Origin of the sequence: Methylobacterium sp. WL8 (assembly GCF_008040045.1) — a bacterium.
GTDB classification, from domain to species: Bacteria; Pseudomonadota; Alphaproteobacteria; order Rhizobiales; family Beijerinckiaceae; genus Methylobacterium; species Methylobacterium cerastii.
In genome coordinates this window covers 76232-92222 of the sequence record NZ_VRVF01000006.1, presented here as the reverse complement: position 1 = coordinate 92222, position 15991 = coordinate 76232, and the positions used below count along the sequence as shown (strand labels likewise).

The following is a 15991-nucleotide window of genomic DNA, read 5'->3' as shown; positions in this document are numbered from 1 at the left end:
GCCGGTTTCCGGCGATCGTATGGCGCCTTGACCGCTCGGGGCCAGCCATAAGCGACCTGCATCCACCGCCGTCGCCGGCCGGTCACGCCGGCGGGGACTCGCTGGACAGGCCGTCGCGCCGTTCCGGCAGCACGCTGTCGAGGATCAACCCGACGACGCCCGCGACGATCGCCGCGTCGGCGACGTTGAACACGTACCAGGACCACGCGCCGGCATGCAGGTGCACGAAATCGAACACCGCGCCGTAGGCCGCCCGGTCGACCGCGTTGCCGAGCGCGCCGCCGGCGATCAGGCCGAGCGCCGTCGCCAGCAGGCGCGACCCCGTACGGGTCATCCACACGCTCAAGCCCACGGCGGCAGCGAGCGACAACGCCACCAGCAACCACCGGCCGACGCCGCCCTCCTGCTGGAACAGTCCGTAGGACACGCCCCTGTTCCAGACGACGACGAACTCGGCATAGGGTCCGAGGCGCCAGGGCTGGGTCAGCACGAGATCGGTGCCGAAGTAGAGCGACAGCTTCGAGAGCTGGTCGAGGACCAGGGTCGCGACGAGGGCGAAGAGGCCGAGATGAACGGGCTTCATCGTGCGGCTCCCGCCGCAGCCTCTCCCCTTCCCCGACGGAGGGAAGAGGAACGAAGCGGTCGCGTCCCGCTCACGCCGCGCTCGCCGCCGGATGCGCCGCATCCCATTCCCGAAGCGCCAGGGCGTCGCGGGGTGTGACGTCCGGGTAGTCCGGGTCGCTGCCGACTTCCGGCGTGACGCGCCAGGAGCGGGCGCACTTGCGGCCCTCGGCGCGCACCGGGACCACGGCGACGCCCTTGACGTCGTCGAGGCGGAACGCGTCGGCGGGGCCCTCCCCGGCCTCGATCCGGATCGCGGAGGTGATGCAGACGTCGGCGAAGTCGACGCCGTCGAGGGCCGTCAACAGCTCCGGCTCGGCGATCGAGACGGTGGGCGCCGCCTCCAGGCTCGCGCCGATGCGCTTGGCCGCGCGCTCGATCTCCAGGGCGCCGGTCACGACCCGGCGAACCCGCCGGATCTTCTGCCAACGCGCGGCGAGGGCGTCGTCGCGCCAGGAGGCCGGCGTCTCCGGCAGGGTCTGCAGGTGGACCGAGCCGGTCTCCGATGGGAACCGGTCGAGCCAGGCCTCCTCGGCGGTGAAGGCGAGCACGGGCGCGAGCCAGATCACGACCCGGCGGAACGCCTCGTCGATCACCTGCAGCGCGGCCCGGCGGGTGACCGAGGAGGCCGGGTCGCAATACAGCGCGTCCTTGCGCACGTCGAAGTAGAACGACGACAGGTCGCCGGTCATGAAGCCGTTCAGCAGCGCGACCACGCGCTTGGTGTCGAAGGTGCGGTAGGCCTCGCGGATCTCGCCGTCGAGCTCGAGCAGACGGTGGAGCACGAAGCGCTCGAGTTCCGGCATCTCCGCGAACGGCACGTCGTCGCCCGCCACGCGGTGAGCGAGGGAGCCGAGCATCCAGCGGAGCGAGTTGCGCAGCTTGCGGTAGGTCTCGGCGAAGGTCTTGATGATCTCCGGGCCGATGCGCAGGTCGTCGGTGTAGTCGGAGGCGGCGACCCACAGGCGCAGGATGTCGGCCCCCGAATCCTTGATGATGCTCTGGGGCGCGACGACGTTGCCCTTCGACTTCGACATCTTGAGCCCCTTGGCGTCGAGGACGAAGCCGTGGGTGAGCACCGTGTCGTAGGGCGCGCGGCCCCGCGTGCCGGCGGATTCGAGCAGCGACGACTGGAACCAGCCGCGGTGCTGGTCCGACCCTTCGAGGTACATCACCGTGTCCCGCCCGCCGTCGCGGCGGCGCACGACGTTGGCGAGGCCGGGGAACGCCGCCGGGTCGTCGAGGACGAAGGCGTGCGTCGAGCCGGAATCGAACCACACGTCGAGGACGTCGGTGACCTTCTCGTAGGCTGCCGGGTCGTGGTCGGGGGCGAGGAAGCGCGCGCCGTCGGCGTCGGTGAACCAGGCGTCGGCGCCCTCAGTCGCGAAGGCGGCGACGATGCGGGCGTTCACGCGGTCGTCGCGCAGCACCTCGCCGGTGCCCTTCTTGACGAACACCGTGATCGGCACGCCCCAGGCGCGTTGGCGCGACACGACCCAGTCGGGCCGGTTGCCGACCATGCCGTTGATGCGGTTCTTGCCCTGGGGCGGCACCCACTGGGTGTCCTCGATCGCCTGCAGGGCGACCTCGCGCAGGGTGCGGTCGCCGAGCGAGTCCACCGCCTTGTCCATGGCGATGAACCATTGCGGCGTGTTGCGGAAGATCACCGGCTTCTTGGAGCGCCAGGAATGCGGGTAGCTGTGCTTGAGCCGCCCCGACGCCACCAGCGTCCCGGCCTCCTGCAAAGCGGCCATCACGGCCTTGTTGGCGTCGCCCTTCTCGCCCTTGTCGGTGAGGACGCGCCGTCCCTCGAAGCCGGGCGCGTCCTTCGTGAGCGCGCCGTCGGCGTCGACGGTGTAGGGGATGCGGGTCTCGATGCCGCGCTCGGCGAGCGCGCGGCCGTTGGCCATCCAGACCTCGAAATCCTCGCGGCCGTGGCCCGGCGCGGTGTGGACGAAGCCGGTGCCGGCCTCGTCGGTGACGTGGTCGCCGTCGAGCATCGGCACGGCGAAATCGTAGCCGCGGCCGGCGAGCGGATGGGACAGGGTGAGGCCGGCGAGTTCGGCCGGGGTCACGTCGCGCAGGCGCTCATGCGCCGCGACGCGCGCAGACTCGAAGACGCCTGCGGCAAGGCCGTCCGCCAGGAGGTAGGTCTGGCCGACCTTGGCCCAGTTGTCCTCCGCGGCCTCCGTCACCCGGTAGAGGCCGTAGGCCACGCGCTTGGAATAGGCGACGGCGCGGTTGCCGGGCATGGTCCAGGGCGTCGTCGTCCAGATGACGACGCGGGCGTCGCCGAGGTCTGCTGCCGCGCCGGCGCGCATCGGGAAGGCGGCGAAGATGGTGTCGCTGACGTGTTCCTCGTACTCGACCTCGGCCTCGGCCAGCGCGGTCTTCTCGACCACCGACCACATCACCGGCTTGGAGCCGCGATAGAGCTGGCCGCTCATCGAGAACTTGATCAGCTCGGCGGCGATGGCGGCTTCGGCCGGGTAGGCCATGGTGGCGTAGGGATGGTCCCAGTCGCCGGTGACGCCGAGGCGCTTGAACTCCGCTCGCTGCACGTCGAGCCAGTGGCCGGCGAAGGTCCGGCATTCCTGGCGGAACTCGATGACCGGCACGTCGTCCTTGTTGCGGCCCTTGGCGCGATACTGCTCCTCGATCTTCCACTCGATCGGCAGGCCGTGGCAGTCCCAGCCCGGCACGTAGTTCGCGTCGAAGCCGAGTCCGCCCATGGAGCGGACGATCACGTCCTTGAGGATCTTGTTGAGCGCCGTGCCGATGTGGATGTTGCCGTTGGCGTAGGGCGGCCCGTCGTGCAGCACGAATTTCGGGCGTCCGGCGGCGTTGGCACGTAGCTGCCCGTAGAGGTCGGTGGCGCTCCAGCGCTCCAGCAGCAGCGGCTCGCGCGTCGGCAGGCCGGCCCGCATCGGGAAGTCGGTCTGCGGAAGGTAGAGGGTCTTGGAATAGTCGCGGCCGGCCGGGGCTTCGGCTTGGGTCTCGTCGGTCATGGGGTCGGGCGTCCTGGAAACGGGCGGCGCGCGTGCGGGCTTTGCGAAGGCCGGCGCATGTCACGGCGCGAGGGGCGATGGAAGCGGCGGCTCCCGTGACGATCCCGGCCTCCGCGCAGCCGCGCGGGCGCGGACCTCACGCGGCGGCCGGGCCCATAATTCGACGGACGTGTGGGGCGTGGACGCAGCGCATGGCCGCGTTCTAGCAGCGGGCGCGAGCGGAGGCCAGCGGATGCGCGCGGTCCGAACGGGGCTGCGCATTCACCACGCCGTCGGGACGCCTTGCGGGATGCTGCCACCAAATCGCGGCTGGTTCGTTGCCTGACCACGCGATCGGTCCGCGCCGGCGGGCGCAGGTCCGAGCCGCGGAGCACAACAGGATGGGACGTAACGCCATGAAACATCTCCTGATCGCCGCCACGCTCGCCCTCACCGCCTGCGCCGTCGCCGCGCCCGTCGAGGCACAGGGCCTCGTCGGCGGCGTCCGCCGCGGCGCGGCCGAGGGCGACCGCGTCGGCGGCCCGGTGGGCGGCATCGTCGGCGGGGCTGTCGGCGGGGCTGTCGGAACGGTCAACGGCGCGCTCGGGATCGATCCCGGCCGCCGCGCCTACCGCACCGACCTGCGCTCGCGCCGCGCCGTCCGGCATCACCGCCGCCACCGCCGCTGAAACGAGCGCGACGGCGCCGGGCCTGGCCCCGGTTCACGCCGGGCCCGGATCCTCGCTTAGGAAAATGCGACCTTTCACGGTTTCGGCCGTTGACACTTCACGAGCCCAAGGCCTGCGCGGTGTGCGGCCGGGACAGAAACCCAACCCGATCAAGGAATTCGAGACCATGAAGACACTGCTCATCGCCACGACCCTCATCCTTTCGCCGCTGGCCCTGTCGGTTGGTGCCCAGGCCCAGGGCACCGTTCGCGGCGCCGAGCGCGGCGTCGAGGACGGCAACCGCGCGGCCGGTCCGGTTGGCGGCGTGGTCGGCGGCGCCCTCGGCGCGGCGACCGGGACCGTCGGCGGCGTGCTCGGCGTCGATCCCGATCCGTCGCGCCGCGACCGCGAGGAGCGCCGAGAGGAGCGGATGGACCGCCGCGAGCGCATGGGCCGCTAAGCCCGGAGCGCGCGACGTGCGAACGGGCCGGTCACCTTCGGGTGGCCGGCCCTTTTCGTTGCGCGATCGCGTCGTGGGCGAGGAGATACAGGCCCGATCCGACGATGATCGCCGCGCCCAGCACGGTCCAGCGGTTCGGGACGTCGCCGAACAGCAGGAAGCCGAGGGTCAGCGACCACAGAAGCTGGGTGTAGAGGAACGGCGCGAGCACGTTGGCCGGCGCCCTCGCATGGGCCAGAATCAGCAGCCAGTGCCCGATCGTGCCGAACAGGCCGATCCCGACGAGCAGCGCCCACACCGTGAGCGAGGCCGGCTCGGTCCAGATCCAGGGCAGCAGCGGCGTCATCACGCCGATCCCCGCGAGACCGGAATAGACCATCGTGGTCGCAGTCGAATCGTGGGCCGCGAGTTTGCGCGTCGCCAGGATGTAGAGCGCGTAGCACAGCATGTTGCCGAGGCTGAGCAGCACCGCAGGATGCACGGTGCCGACCCCGGGACGCACGATCACCAGTACGCCGAGGAAGCCGACGGCGATCGCAGCCAGGCGTCCGCGGGACGACCACTCGCCGAGCAGCGGGCCGGCGAGCAAAGCCACGGTGAGCGGCGCCGCGAACTGGATCGATAGGGTCTCGGCGAGCTGGAGGTGGCGAAGCGCGAAGAAGTTGAGCGCCGTCGAGCCGAACAGCAGCAGCGAGCGCACCACCTGCAGGCCGAGGCGGCGGCTGCGCATCACCGTGGGCGTCGTCACCGGGTTCAGAAACACCGAGATCAGCGCCACGCTCACGAAGTAGCGCATGAAGGTGGTGAGCAGCGGGTCGACGCCGGCCCGGGCCAGCACCTTCGCCGACGCGTCGAGGCAGGCGAAGAACGCCAGCGTCCCGCACATCAGCGCGATGCCGACGAGGCGCCGCCGATCGCGTCCGGGCGCCACGTTCGCTGCGGGCATCGGGTCGGCTGGCGACGTCGGGCCGGCAGGCATCGTTTCGTCGCGGAAAATCGTCTTGGACCTTCGGGCCGCCGGGATCGGCGAACCTTAATCGACGGCGCCGCCGGCCGGCACCCGCCCGGCCGCACGCGCGCCGTGCCGCCAGCGCGTGGCGCGAGGCCCGCCGTCGATCAAGCCCAGTCCTTGTCCCGCGAGAACGGCAGGATCGTCGCGGTCGAGGCCTGCGTCTCCGACGGTTTCGGTTTGGAGCCGCCGGCCTTCGGCTTGCGGTCGAGCCACACCCGCACCCAGTGCGGGTTTCGCCGGCTCCAACCGCGTCGCGCGACCCAGGCGGGGATCGATGCCGTGCGTTCCATCCGACGTTCTCTCGCTCCACGGCCGCGGGGCCTCGGTCGTCTCACTTGAGCGAGAATGCGGACGCGCGCGATGGCTGTACGTCCCGAAGATTTGTCCCTGCGTCCACGTGTGGAGGAAGCGGCGTGTGAGAACGAGAGCGGCCCGCATCCGGGTGGATGCGGGCCGCTTCAGCGAACCTCGAAGGGCCGATGGTACCGAGCCTAGTTCTCCTCGTCGCCGGGCTCGAAGCTCTGCGGCGCGGTCTCGGCGCTGGCGACCGGGGTGGCCGCGCCGATCGTCGAGGGCACGTTCACGCCGTCGCGCTTGTAGATGTCGTCGCGGAACTGAACGAGGCCGTCCGGCGTCGCCCACGCGGTGATGTAGGTCCAGTAGACCGGCACCGGCGACGACAGCGTGGCGTCGACGCGCTTGCCGCTCTCGATCGCCTGCTCGACCTGCTCGCGGCCCCAGCCGGGCGTGTCCTTCAGCAGCCACGTGATGTACTCGCGCACGTTCTGCACGCGCACGCAACCCGAGGAGATGAAGCGGAAGTCGTCGCCGAACACGCCCTTGGTGTTCGTGTCGTGCATGAACACGCCGTAGGGGTTCGGGATGTTGATGCGCACGATGCCCATCGAGTTGAAGTCGGCGCCCGAATCCTGGCGGTAGCGGTAGCGCGTGCCCTCGTCCGAGTTCCAGTTCACCTGCGACGGCTGGATCTCGGCCTCGCCGGTGAAGATGCGGATCTTGTTGTCGGTGAGGTAGTTCGGATCCTTCTGCATCTTGGGGATGAGGTCCTTCTTCACGATAGAAGCCGGGACCGTCCAGAAGGGGTTGAAGTTGATCTGCGTCGCCTTGGTGTTCATGATCGGCGACTGGCGGTCGATCTTGCCGACGCCGGCGGCGTGCAGCGTCACGACCTGGCCGTTCTCGACGGTCTGAACCAGCGCCGCCGGGATGTTCGTGATGACGAAGCGGTTGCCGAGGTTGCCCGAATAGGAGCGCAGGCGCACCGCGTTGATCTCGAGCTGGCGCAGGCGGATGTCGGCCGGCACGTTCATGGCCTGCTGCGTCGCCATGCTCATCGTGCCGGTCTGGCTCAAGCCGTGGCGGGCCTGGAAGCGCTTCACGCCGGCGGCGACGTAGGAATCGTACACGCCGGAATTGCCGGCCACCGGGTCGATGTCGCCGGTCACGATCAGGCGCTGACGCACCGCCCCGACGACCGGGCCGCGGGCGCCGATGCGCAGGCGGTCGGCGCCGGACACCGGCTTCCAGCCGCCGCGGGAGACGATCTCCTTATAGCGCTCGACCATCTGCTCGGTGGTGGCCACCGTCTGCGGCGACAGGATCGGAGTCGAGGAGCGCTGGACCTGCATCGCGGCGGGCGAGGCGTAGTCCTGCGCCCACTCGGCCTGGGCGTAGCCGGCTCCGGCGGCCTCACGCGCCGAGGCCGGGGCCGCGAGGGCGACGGTGCCGAGGAGCGCGAGGCTCAGGGTGGCGCGGGTGGTAGCCTGAATGAGCATCGTGGTGGCTCTGGTCCATGGATGGGCGAAGTGGAACCGGCGGTGTTCCGCCTGTTCCCTTGGGCCCAGGGTGTCCGGGTACGGTTAAGACTCCATGGCGACAGGGCTATATTGTGGCGCGCCGGTGCGAGCGCGCACATCACGAGCGCGTGCGGCCTACGCGCCACAGCGCGAACGGTGCGTTTTAGGGGAGCGGATGGGCGTCGTGCCCGACGGCCGCGTCGACGCGGTGGCGACGGATATCGGGTTCGTCAGCCTCGTCTCATGCGGCGTCGCGCTTCGGCCTTGATGTCGGGCGACATCTATCGCCGTGGCCATCCGCAGGCTTCTTCGCGAGCGCTTCGGTCTCGGCAGGCGTGAGGCGGCGCATGGGTGCGCCGTTAACGTTACCGTTGGGTTGTCCCGGCGCGACTCTCGGATCGGCGCTAGGATTGCGGCAGGGGTCGCTGAGACGCCGGACGCGTTCCGAGATGGGACGGCACCGGCTCCGGCAGCGACGCAGGAGGTAGGATGAACGGGTACGACGTCACGTTCCGGGACGAGCAGGACTGGGTCGACTTCGGCCGCACCTACGTCACCTCGGAAGCCTTCCGGACCCTGTTCCACGACGGCATGGCCCTGGTGGAGGAGACGGCCGCCTACCTCGATGGCGAAGGCCGCGATGAGTCGCGCCTGATCTCGCGGGACGCGACCTTGTCCTACGCCTCCGAGAGCATGCGCCTGACGACCCTGCTGATGCAGATCGCGTCGTGGTTGCTGGTTCAGCGCGCCGTCTCCGAGGGCGAGCTGACCGCAAGCCAGGCCCTGCAGGAGAAGAACCGGGTGCGGCTCGCCGCGACCGAGGCGCCGAAGGCCGAGAGCTTCACGCTGCTGCCGGTCCGGCTCCAGAACCTCATCCTGCGCGCGCGCCGCCTGCACGCCCGCATCCTGCACCTCGACGGGCTGATCTCGGACGACCGCCCGACGCCGGTCGCGGTCGAGAGCCCGGTCGCGGCACAGCAGAACCGCCTGCGCACGGCCTTCCCCGGCCTCCAGGCCTGACCGGCTCGGGCCGGAACGCAAAAAGGGCGGCACCGCGGTGCCGCCCTTTTCGTTTGCGCCCGGCGCGAGGCCGGGCATTCGATGACTACTTGCGGCCGACTACTTGCGGCCGACGAGGTTGCCGAAGCGCGAGGTGAAGCGCGAGACGCGGCCGCCGCGATCGAGCATCTTCTGCTCGCCGCCGGTCCAGGCCGGGTGCGTCAGCGGATCGATGTCGAGGTTCAGGGTGTCGCCGTCCTTGCCGTAGGTCGAGCGCGTCCGGTACTCGGTGCCGTCGGTCATCACGACCTTGATGAAGTGGTACTCGGGGTGCACCGTCGCGCCGGTCCTCTTCTCTTTGACGATGGGCGCGGGGGCGGAATTCGTTTGGGCCTTTACGGCCGGGCTCTTTGCCATGACGTGTCGTCCTCGACGGTGCACGAACTCCGGGAGCGCGGAGGGCGCGCCCGTAAGATCCGTGGGTTGAAACTCTGTGATCGGGCCGTTGCCACGAACCTCACGTTCGTGCGAACCGCTCATGCGATGCCGACGGCCCGTCTTGGCGGCCCGCGGCCATTGCACACGCGCAATCGGAAGAAGGCGCGCGTATACCGCAGGCTCCGACCGCTCACAAGCACGCTTGTGGCGCGGACGAGGGACGAAACACCAGAGGCGTGATGGCCCGCAAGAAGAACCCGCCCGCCGAGGGTCGCGACAAGGCGCCGTTAAGTTCGCTCCGGCCGCTGATCCCCTTCGCGGCGGCCTATCGCGGGCGGATCGTCGCCGCCTTCCTGTCGCTGCTGGCGGCGTCCGGCGCGACGCTGACGGTGCCGATCGCCATGCGCCGGGTGATCGACCACGGTTTCTCGCCCGAGGGCGAGAGCATGATCAACGCCTACTTCCTGGCGCTGCTCGGCGTCGTCGCGGTGCTCGCCCTGTCGAGCGCCGCCCGGTACTACACCGTGGTGACCCTGGGCGAGCGGGTGGTGGCGAACCTCCGCAGCGCCGTGTTCCGGCAGCTGACGCTCCTCGACCCGGCCTTCTTCGACAAGACGCAGTCCGGCGAGATCGTCTCGCGGCTCACCGCCGACGCGACGCAGGTCAAGGCGGTGTTCGGCGTCTCGATCTCGATCCTGCTGCGCAACCTGTTCCTGTTCGTCGGCGCCGTCGCGATGATGGTGATCACCAGCCCGCGGCTCTCGGTGCTGGTGCTGGTGGCGATCCCGCTGATCGTGTTCCCGCTGATCGTCTCCGGCCGCGGCGTACGCCGCCGCTCGCGCGCCGCCCAGGACCGCCTCGCCGACGCCTCGGCCTACGCCGCCGAGGCCGTCGGCGCGGTGCGCACGATGCAGGCCTTCGGGATGGGCGCGGCCACCGCCGACCGCTTCGCCCAGGCCTCCGAGAACGCCTACTCCGCGGCCGGCGAATCGATCCGCGCCCGCGCGCTGCTCACGGGCGTTGCGATCTTCCTGATCTCGGCCTCCGTCGTCGGGGTGATGTGGTACGGGGCCCAAGGGGTGCTCGCCCACACCATGAGCGCCGGGCAGCTGTCGCAGTTCGTGCTGTACGCGGTGTTCGGCGCGAGCGCGCTCGGCCAGCTCTCGGAGGTCTACGGCGAGCTCGCCCAAGCCGCGGGTGCTGCCGAACGCCTCGGCGAGATCCTGGCCGCCGTGCCGGCGATCAAGCCGCCGGCCGACCCGGTGCCGATGCCGGTGCCGGCCCGCGGCGCCGTCACCTTCGAGGCGGTGCGCTTCGCCTACCCGACCCGCGACACCACCGCGGCCCTCGACGGCTTCGCCTTCGCTGCGGCGCCGGGCGAGCGCATCGCTATCGTCGGTCCTTCGGGGGCCGGCAAGAGCACGGTGCTGCAGCTGCTGTTGCGCTTCTACGATCCGCAATCCGGTCGGGTGCTGGTGGATGGCGTCGACATCGCCCGCGTCGACCCGGAGGCCCTGCGCGCCCGCATGTCGCTGGTGCCGCAGGACCCCACGGTGTTCTCGGGCTCGGTCGCCGAGAACATCCGCTACGGCCGCCCGCATGCGAGCGACGCAGAGGTGCAGCGCGCCGCCGAGCTGGCGCATGCCGACGGCTTCATCCGCGCCCTGCCCCAGGGCTACGGCACACCGGTGGGCGAGCGCGGCGTGACGCTGTCCGGTGGCCAGCGCCAGCGCGTCGCCATCGCCCGCGCGATCCTCAAGGATGCGCCGATCCTGCTCCTCGACGAGGCGACCTCGGCGCTGGACGCCGAGAGCGAGCGCGCGGTGCAGTCGGCGCTGGACGGGCTGATGCGCGGGCGCACGACCCTGGTCATCGCCCACCGCCTCGCCACCATCCGCGCCGCCGACCGCATCCTCGTCCTCGACGAGGGCCGCATCGTCGAGGAAGGCACCCACGAGAGCCTGCTCGCCCAGGGCGCGCTCTACGCGCAGCTCGCCGCGCTTCAGTTCACCGACGCGCTCGACGAGACTGCGCGGGGCAAGGAGCCGCGGGTGCGCGGGGTGAGCGTCTCAGCCGGCGAGTAGCGCCTTCGCCGAGGCGCCCTTCGAGCGTTCGCCCCGGGGGCTTTCCCGGTTCGTCGCGGCGACGCGATGCGCTAGATCGATGGCATGAGCCTCGACCTCGACCGCTTCCCGCGCCTTGCGCTGGTCCCGCATCCGACGCCGATCCAGCCGCTCAACGGGCTCTCGTCGGCCCTCGGCGCGGCGCTGAACGGCGTCCGCCTCTTCATGAAGCGCGACGACATCGCGTATGTCGGCGGGGGCGGCAACAAACTCAGGAAGCTCGAGTTCCTGCTGGGGGCCGCGCGCTCCGATGGCGCCGACACCGTCATCACGGTCGGCGCTCTGCAATCCAACCATGCGCGCCTGACGGCCGCGGCGGCCGCGCGTGAAAACTTCGCCTGCGAGCTTTTCCTCACGCGCACCGTCCCACGGACCGACCCGGACTACACCGGCAACGGCAACCGCTTCCTCGACGACCTGTTCGGCGCCAGCGTCCACGAGTTGGCCGGCGACGCCGATTCCCTGGCGGCAGCCGAGGCTCGCGCCGCTGCGTTGCGGGCAGAGGGCCGGCGCGTCCAGGTGTTCCCGTCGGGTGGATCGAGCGCGGTCGGCAGCCTTGGCTACGCGGCGTGCGCCGAGGAGATCGTCGCGCAATCCGAGGCGATGGGTGTCACCTTCGCCCACATCATCACCGCCAACGGCAGCGCGGGGACCCATGCCGGCCTCGCCGCCGGGCTATTCGCGATGGGGCGCGACCCGAAGCTTGCGAAATCCTATGCTGTGCTGGCGACGCAGGGGCAGGCCGAGGCCGAGACGCTGGCCAAGGCCAACGCAACCCTGGCGCTGCTCAAGCCCGGCGCGACGCTGGACCCGTCCGACGTCGTGGTCGATGGCAGCCATCGCGGTCCGGGCTACGGCATCCCGACCGACGCGATGCGCGAGGCCGTCCGGCTGATCGCACGCACCGAAGGCGTGCTGCTCGATCCGGTCTACAGCGGCAAGGCCTTCGCCGGGCTGCTGCACGACATCCGGGCGGGTCACTACCGGCCGGGCGATGCGGTCCTGTTCCTGATGACCGGTGGCGTGCCGGGGCTATTCGCCTATCCGAGCGCGTTCGCCGAGGGCTGAGCGACCGTCAGCGCTCGGTCAGCTTCATCTCGATGCGCCGGTTCTTGGCGTAAGCTTCCTCGGTTGTGCCGGCATCGAGCGGCTGGAACTCGCCGAAGGCGCCGGCGAGCAGCCGCTGCGGCGGCAGCCCCTTGCTGGCGAGGTACTGGACCACGGCGATGGCGCGCGCGGCCGAGAGCGACCAATTCGAGGGGAATTGCGCACTCGCGATGGGCCGCGCATCGGTGTGGCCGTCGATGCGCAGGACCCAGGGCAGGTCGGAGGGGATCTGCTTGGCGAGGTCGAGGATCGCCCCGGCGATCCGATCGAGCTCCGGGCTGGCCTCCGGCTTGAGCGAGGCGGAGCCCGCCGGGAACAGCACCTCGGATTGCAGCACGAAGCGGTCGCCGACGACGCGGATGTCGGTGCGGTTGCCGAGGATCTGGCGCAGGCGCCCGAAGAAGTCCGAGCGGTAGCGCGCGAGCTCCTGCACCTTCTGCGCGAGCGCGACGTTCAGCCGGCTGCCGAGGTCGGCGATCCGGGCTTGGCTCTCGCGGTCCCGGCTTTCCGAGGCTGCCAGCGCATCCTCCAGGGCTGCGAGCTGGCGCCGCATCGCGCCGATCTGGTCGTTGAGCATGTCGATCTGCGACTGCGCCCGGCCGGCGGCGCTCCGCTCGGCCTGTAGCTGCTTGTCGAGGTCGCCCGCCTGGCCGCGATGCGCGGCGGATGCAGCGGCGTCGGCGCGGGCACGGTCGCGCTCGGCCTCGGCGGCGAGCAGGGTGTTACGCAACGCCTGCGCCGTCTCCTCCTGGCCGCGCCGGTTCGAGCGCTCCAGCGCCAGGAGGTCGGTGAGGTCGACGATCTGGCGGTTGAGCTTGGCCAGCACGGTGTCGCGCCCGGTCAGTTCCTGCGACAGGAAGAACTGGCCGACGACGAAGATCGTCAGCAGGAACACCACCGACAGCAGCAGCGTCGCCAGCGCGTCGACGTAGCCCGGCCAGACGTTGACGCTGCGGTCGCGGCGGACGAGACGAGAGGCCATCAGGCCCGCTCGCGTCCGAGCCGGTCGAGCACCTGCTTCATCTCGCGCTCGCGGCCGGCCTGGGCCTCGACCCAGTCGCGGATCATCTGCTGCTCCGCGCGCATGTGCTGGACGAGGCCCTGGATGCCCTCGGCGAGGTTGGTCATCGCCTGGGTCGCCGCGCGCCCGTTCGCGCCTTCCGAGACGACGGCGGTGAGCCGCTCGACCGCTTCCTTCAGCGCCTCGGCCGCCGCTGGTTCCTGGTGCGCCTGGACGAGGGCGGGTGCGGCCGCCCCCTCGCCCGAGACCAGCCAATCCTCCAGCTCGTTGTGGAAGCGGGCGTGGGCCTGCCCCGCCTGCAGGTCGAGGAAGCCGGTGATCAGCGAGCTCGCCAGGCCGAACAGCGACGCCGAGAACGCCAGCCCGATGCCGCTCAAGGGGACGGCGAGCCCGTTCTTCAGCTCGTCGAACATCACGCTGGCTTCGCCGCCGCCGCGCATCGACTTGATCACCGAGCCGACCGCGGAGAGCGTGTCGATCAGGCCCCAGAACGTGCCGAGCAAACCGAGCAGGATCAGGATGCCGGCGATGTAGCGCAGGATGTCCCGGCCCTCGTCGAGGCGTGCGGCGACGGTGTCGAGGAACGGGCGGACGCCGGGAAGCGTCGCGCCTTCGCGCCGGGCCTGGATCGCCGGCACCAGCGGGACGACGAGGCTCGGCGGGCGCTTGGCCGCCTCGCCGGACGCGACGGCGTTGACGTAGGACGCCTCGCGGTAGAGCCGGATCACCTGCCCGAAGGCGAGCAGCACCGCGATCAGCAGCACGCCGAGGATCAGTCCGTTCAGGCCCGGGTTGGCCTGGAAGGCGGGGGTGATCTGCCGGAACAGGATGAAGGCGAGGAAGCCGACCAGAATCAGGAAGACCAGCATCCGGACCAGGTAGATGCCCGGCTTCGCGATCGGCCTCGTGGTCGGCCCCTCCGCCCTTGGGGCGGCGGGAAACGCGGTGTCGGAACGGGCGGCCATCGGTCGCGACTCTTCGGCAGGTGACGCGAGGGGAAAGGTGGCGCGAGGCCGTCTTCCGAAGATGATCGGCGGCCTCGATCGAACAGGCCGGCACTGTGGCGTCAGCCTCCGGTGCGATCAAGCCGCGCGACTGTCGTTCCCGGCGTTCGAAGCCGCTAATCCCAGTCCCGAGGCCAGGTTTCCTCAAGGTGAGGCCCGAGGCGCACGGCCGAGACCCGCACGGAGAGGCCGGCGGCGTTGGTCTCCACGGCGATGCCGCAGAGCGTCCCCTCCCCTTGCGCCGTCTCCAGGCGGGCGCCCGGCGTCTTCTGCAGGAAGCGGCGCAGCGGCTCCTCCTTCTGCATGCCGAGCACCGAATCGTAGTCGCCGCACATCCCGGCATCCGTCAGGTAGGCCGTGCCGCCGGGAAGGATGCGGTGGTCGCCGGTGGGCACGTGGGTGTGGGTGCCGACGACGAGGCTGGCGCGGCCGTCGAGGAACACGCCGAAGGCCTGCTTCTCGCTCGTGGCCTCGGCATGCACGTCGACGATCACGGCGTCGGCGGCCTCGCCGAGCGGGCAGGCGGACAACTCGCGTTCGACTGCGGCGAAGGGGTCGTCGAGCGCGTCGATGAACAGCCGCCCCATCACGTTGACGACGAGGATGCGGGCGCCGGCGCGGGTCTCGACGATGGTCGCGCCGCGGCCCGGCGTGCCGGGCGGGTAGTTCGCCGGCCGCACGAGCTTGGGCTGCCGGGCGATGAAGACCAAGGCCTCGCGCTGGTCGAAGGAGTGGTTGCCGAGCGTCACCGCGTCGGCGCCGGCCCCGAGAATTTCGTCGCAGATCGATTCGGTGATGCCGAACCCGCCGGCCGCATTCTCGCCGTTGACGACGACGCAATCGAGCCGCCAGCGCTCTCGAAGGGACGGAAGCCGGTCGGTGACGGCCTTCCGGCCGGGGCGCCCGACCACGTCGCCGAGGAAGAGAAGGCGCATCGTCAGAGGTCTTTGCTCAAGGGAACGAAGCCGGCCTCGGTGACGAGGTGGTCGAGGGGGCGGTCGTGCGGCTCGGCCGGGACCCGGTCGATCTCCTGGACCGCAAAGGCGATGCCGACGGTGAGCACCGGCCCGTTCCGCGAGAGCCGGGCGATCGCTTGGTCGTAGTAGCCGCGGCCGTAGCCGATGCGCTGGCCGCGCCGGTCGAAGGCCGCCAGCGGCAAGATCAGGGCGGTGGGGTCGAGGGCCGGCAGGTCGTCGCGCGGTTCGCTGAGGCCGAAGCGGCCGGCGACCAACGCCTCGCCGGCGCGCCACTCGCGGAACACCAGCCCGTCCGGCGTCACCTTCGGCAGGGCGACCCGCTGCCCGCGGGCGAAGAACCGCTCGATCAGCGGGCGCGGATCGACCTCGCTGCGGATCGGCCAGAACGCGCCGACGAGGGCGGCGTCGGCGAGGCCGTCGACCGCCAGAACGTGCTCGGCGATCGCGAGCGATCCGGCGCGCCGGGCATCCGGGTCGAGGGCGTCGCGCCGGGCGAGGGCTTGACCGCGCAGGGCGGCCTTGTCGGAGGAAGTCGAGTGCGGAGCCACGTGAGCCGTTGGAGGATCGATCCCGGGAAACCTACAGTGTAGGTGGGCGCCGTGTTGACCAAGTCCAGGGACGAGGCCAGGGACAGCTCCCGGGGGAGTCGATAAGGCCCCGGGGAAAGTGCTCCTGACGGACTCTGCAGCCCCGCACAACCCATGTAGCGGTGCGACCCCCGTCGCGCCAGGGGTCGGCGGCGCCGGCTCCTGCGATT

Annotated in this window: 15 protein-coding genes and 1 other RNA gene; 5 read left to right on the top strand and 11 right to left on the bottom strand. The window is 70.8% G+C overall.

Translation table 11 applies throughout. The annotated features are described in order from the left end of the window. Window positions 1-82: 82 nt before the first annotated feature. A complete protein-coding gene (gene lspA, locus FV234_RS04100; RefSeq protein ID WP_147828185.1) occupies window positions 83-583 on the bottom strand; it encodes a signal peptidase II in 501 nt (166 codons plus the stop codon). Between the two features lie 70 nt (window positions 584-653). Further along, window positions 654-3629, bottom strand: coding sequence for an isoleucine--tRNA ligase (gene ileS, locus FV234_RS04095; RefSeq protein WP_147828184.1), 2976 nt, complete (start codon window positions 3627-3629; stop codon window positions 654-656). A 395-nt stretch (window positions 3630-4024) separates the two neighbouring features. On the opposite strand from ileS, the gene FV234_RS04090 reads away from it, so the two are divergent. Both FV234_RS04090 and FV234_RS04085 read left to right on the top strand, forming a co-directional pair. Continuing rightward, window positions 4025-4297 (top strand): hypothetical protein, encoded by a 273-nt coding sequence (locus tag FV234_RS04090; RefSeq protein ID WP_147761548.1) that lies wholly within the window; start codon window positions 4025-4027, stop codon window positions 4295-4297. A 166-nt stretch (window positions 4298-4463) separates the two neighbouring features. Further along, entirely contained in the window at window positions 4464-4736 is a 273-nt protein-coding gene (locus tag FV234_RS04085; RefSeq protein WP_147828183.1) for a hypothetical protein, read from the top strand. 31 nt (window positions 4737-4767) lie between these two features. Here the strand turns inward: FV234_RS04085 and FV234_RS04080 are convergent, their stop codons facing one another. The 3 genes from FV234_RS04080 to FV234_RS04070 all read right to left on the bottom strand — a co-directional run bounded on the left by FV234_RS04080 (window position 4768) and on the right by FV234_RS04070 (window position 7544). Further along, window positions 4768-5682, bottom strand: coding sequence for a DMT family transporter (locus tag FV234_RS04080; RefSeq protein WP_238271377.1), 915 nt, complete (start codon window positions 5680-5682; stop codon window positions 4768-4770). A 170-nt stretch (window positions 5683-5852) separates the two neighbouring features. After that, entirely contained in the window at window positions 5853-6038 is a 186-nt protein-coding gene (locus tag FV234_RS04075; RefSeq protein WP_147761546.1) for a hypothetical protein, read from the bottom strand. Window positions 6039-6239: 201 nt separating this feature from the next. Continuing rightward, window positions 6240-7544: a L,D-transpeptidase family protein gene (locus FV234_RS04070; RefSeq protein ID WP_147761545.1), complete on the bottom strand. Its 1305-nt coding sequence runs from the start codon at window positions 7542-7544 to the stop codon at window positions 6240-6242. Window positions 7545-8054: 510 nt separating this feature from the next. Between FV234_RS04070 and FV234_RS04065 the strand changes: the two genes are divergently transcribed. Next, on the top strand, window positions 8055-8585 hold the full coding sequence (locus FV234_RS04065) for a DUF1465 family protein (RefSeq protein ID WP_147753154.1): 531 nt from the start codon (window positions 8055-8057) through the stop codon (window positions 8583-8585). A gap of 99 nt (window positions 8586-8684) precedes the next feature. Here FV234_RS04065 and rpmE read toward each other — a convergent pair whose 3' ends face one another. Continuing rightward, window positions 8685-8930 carry a 50S ribosomal protein L31 gene (gene rpmE / locus FV234_RS04060; RefSeq protein ID WP_147753167.1) on the bottom strand — a complete coding sequence of 82 codons (246 nt, stop codon included), beginning with the start codon at window positions 8928-8930 and terminating at the stop codon, window positions 8685-8687. A gap of 311 nt (window positions 8931-9241) precedes the next feature. Between rpmE and FV234_RS04055 the strand changes: the two genes are divergently transcribed. After that, window positions 9242-11086: an ABC transporter transmembrane domain-containing protein gene (locus FV234_RS04055; protein WP_147753155.1), complete on the top strand. Its 1845-nt coding sequence runs from the start codon at window positions 9242-9244 to the stop codon at window positions 11084-11086. A gap of 84 nt (window positions 11087-11170) precedes the next feature. Then, on the top strand, window positions 11171-12193 hold the full coding sequence (locus FV234_RS04050; protein WP_147828181.1) for a D-cysteine desulfhydrase family protein: 1023 nt from the start codon (window positions 11171-11173) through the stop codon (window positions 12191-12193). A gap of 7 nt (window positions 12194-12200) precedes the next feature. Here FV234_RS04050 and FV234_RS04045 read toward each other — a convergent pair whose 3' ends face one another. From FV234_RS04045 to ssrS, 5 genes are all read right to left on the bottom strand, one after another. Continuing rightward, on the bottom strand, window positions 12201-13214 hold the full coding sequence (locus FV234_RS04045; protein ID WP_147828180.1) for a peptidoglycan -binding protein: 1014 nt from the start codon (window positions 13212-13214) through the stop codon (window positions 12201-12203). Beyond that, window positions 13214-14122 (bottom strand): MotA/TolQ/ExbB proton channel family protein, encoded by a 909-nt coding sequence (locus FV234_RS04040; RefSeq protein ID WP_238271395.1) that lies wholly within the window; start codon window positions 14120-14122, stop codon window positions 13214-13216. The genes FV234_RS04045 and FV234_RS04040 overlap by 1 nt, the downstream gene beginning before the upstream one ends. Window positions 14123-14373: 251 nt before the next feature. Then, complete coding sequence (locus tag FV234_RS04035) at window positions 14374-15192, bottom strand: TIGR00282 family metallophosphoesterase (RefSeq protein ID WP_147828178.1); 819 nt, start codon at window positions 15190-15192, stop codon at window positions 14374-14376. A gap of 2 nt (window positions 15193-15194) precedes the next feature. Further along, window positions 15195-15782: a 5-formyltetrahydrofolate cyclo-ligase gene (locus tag FV234_RS04030; RefSeq protein ID WP_147828177.1), complete on the bottom strand. Its 588-nt coding sequence runs from the start codon at window positions 15780-15782 to the stop codon at window positions 15195-15197. Further along, a non-coding RNA gene (gene ssrS / locus FV234_RS04025) (6S RNA) lies at window positions 15772-15928 on the bottom strand. The genes FV234_RS04030 and ssrS overlap by 11 nt, the downstream gene beginning before the upstream one ends. Window positions 15929-15991: the final 63 nt, after the last annotated feature.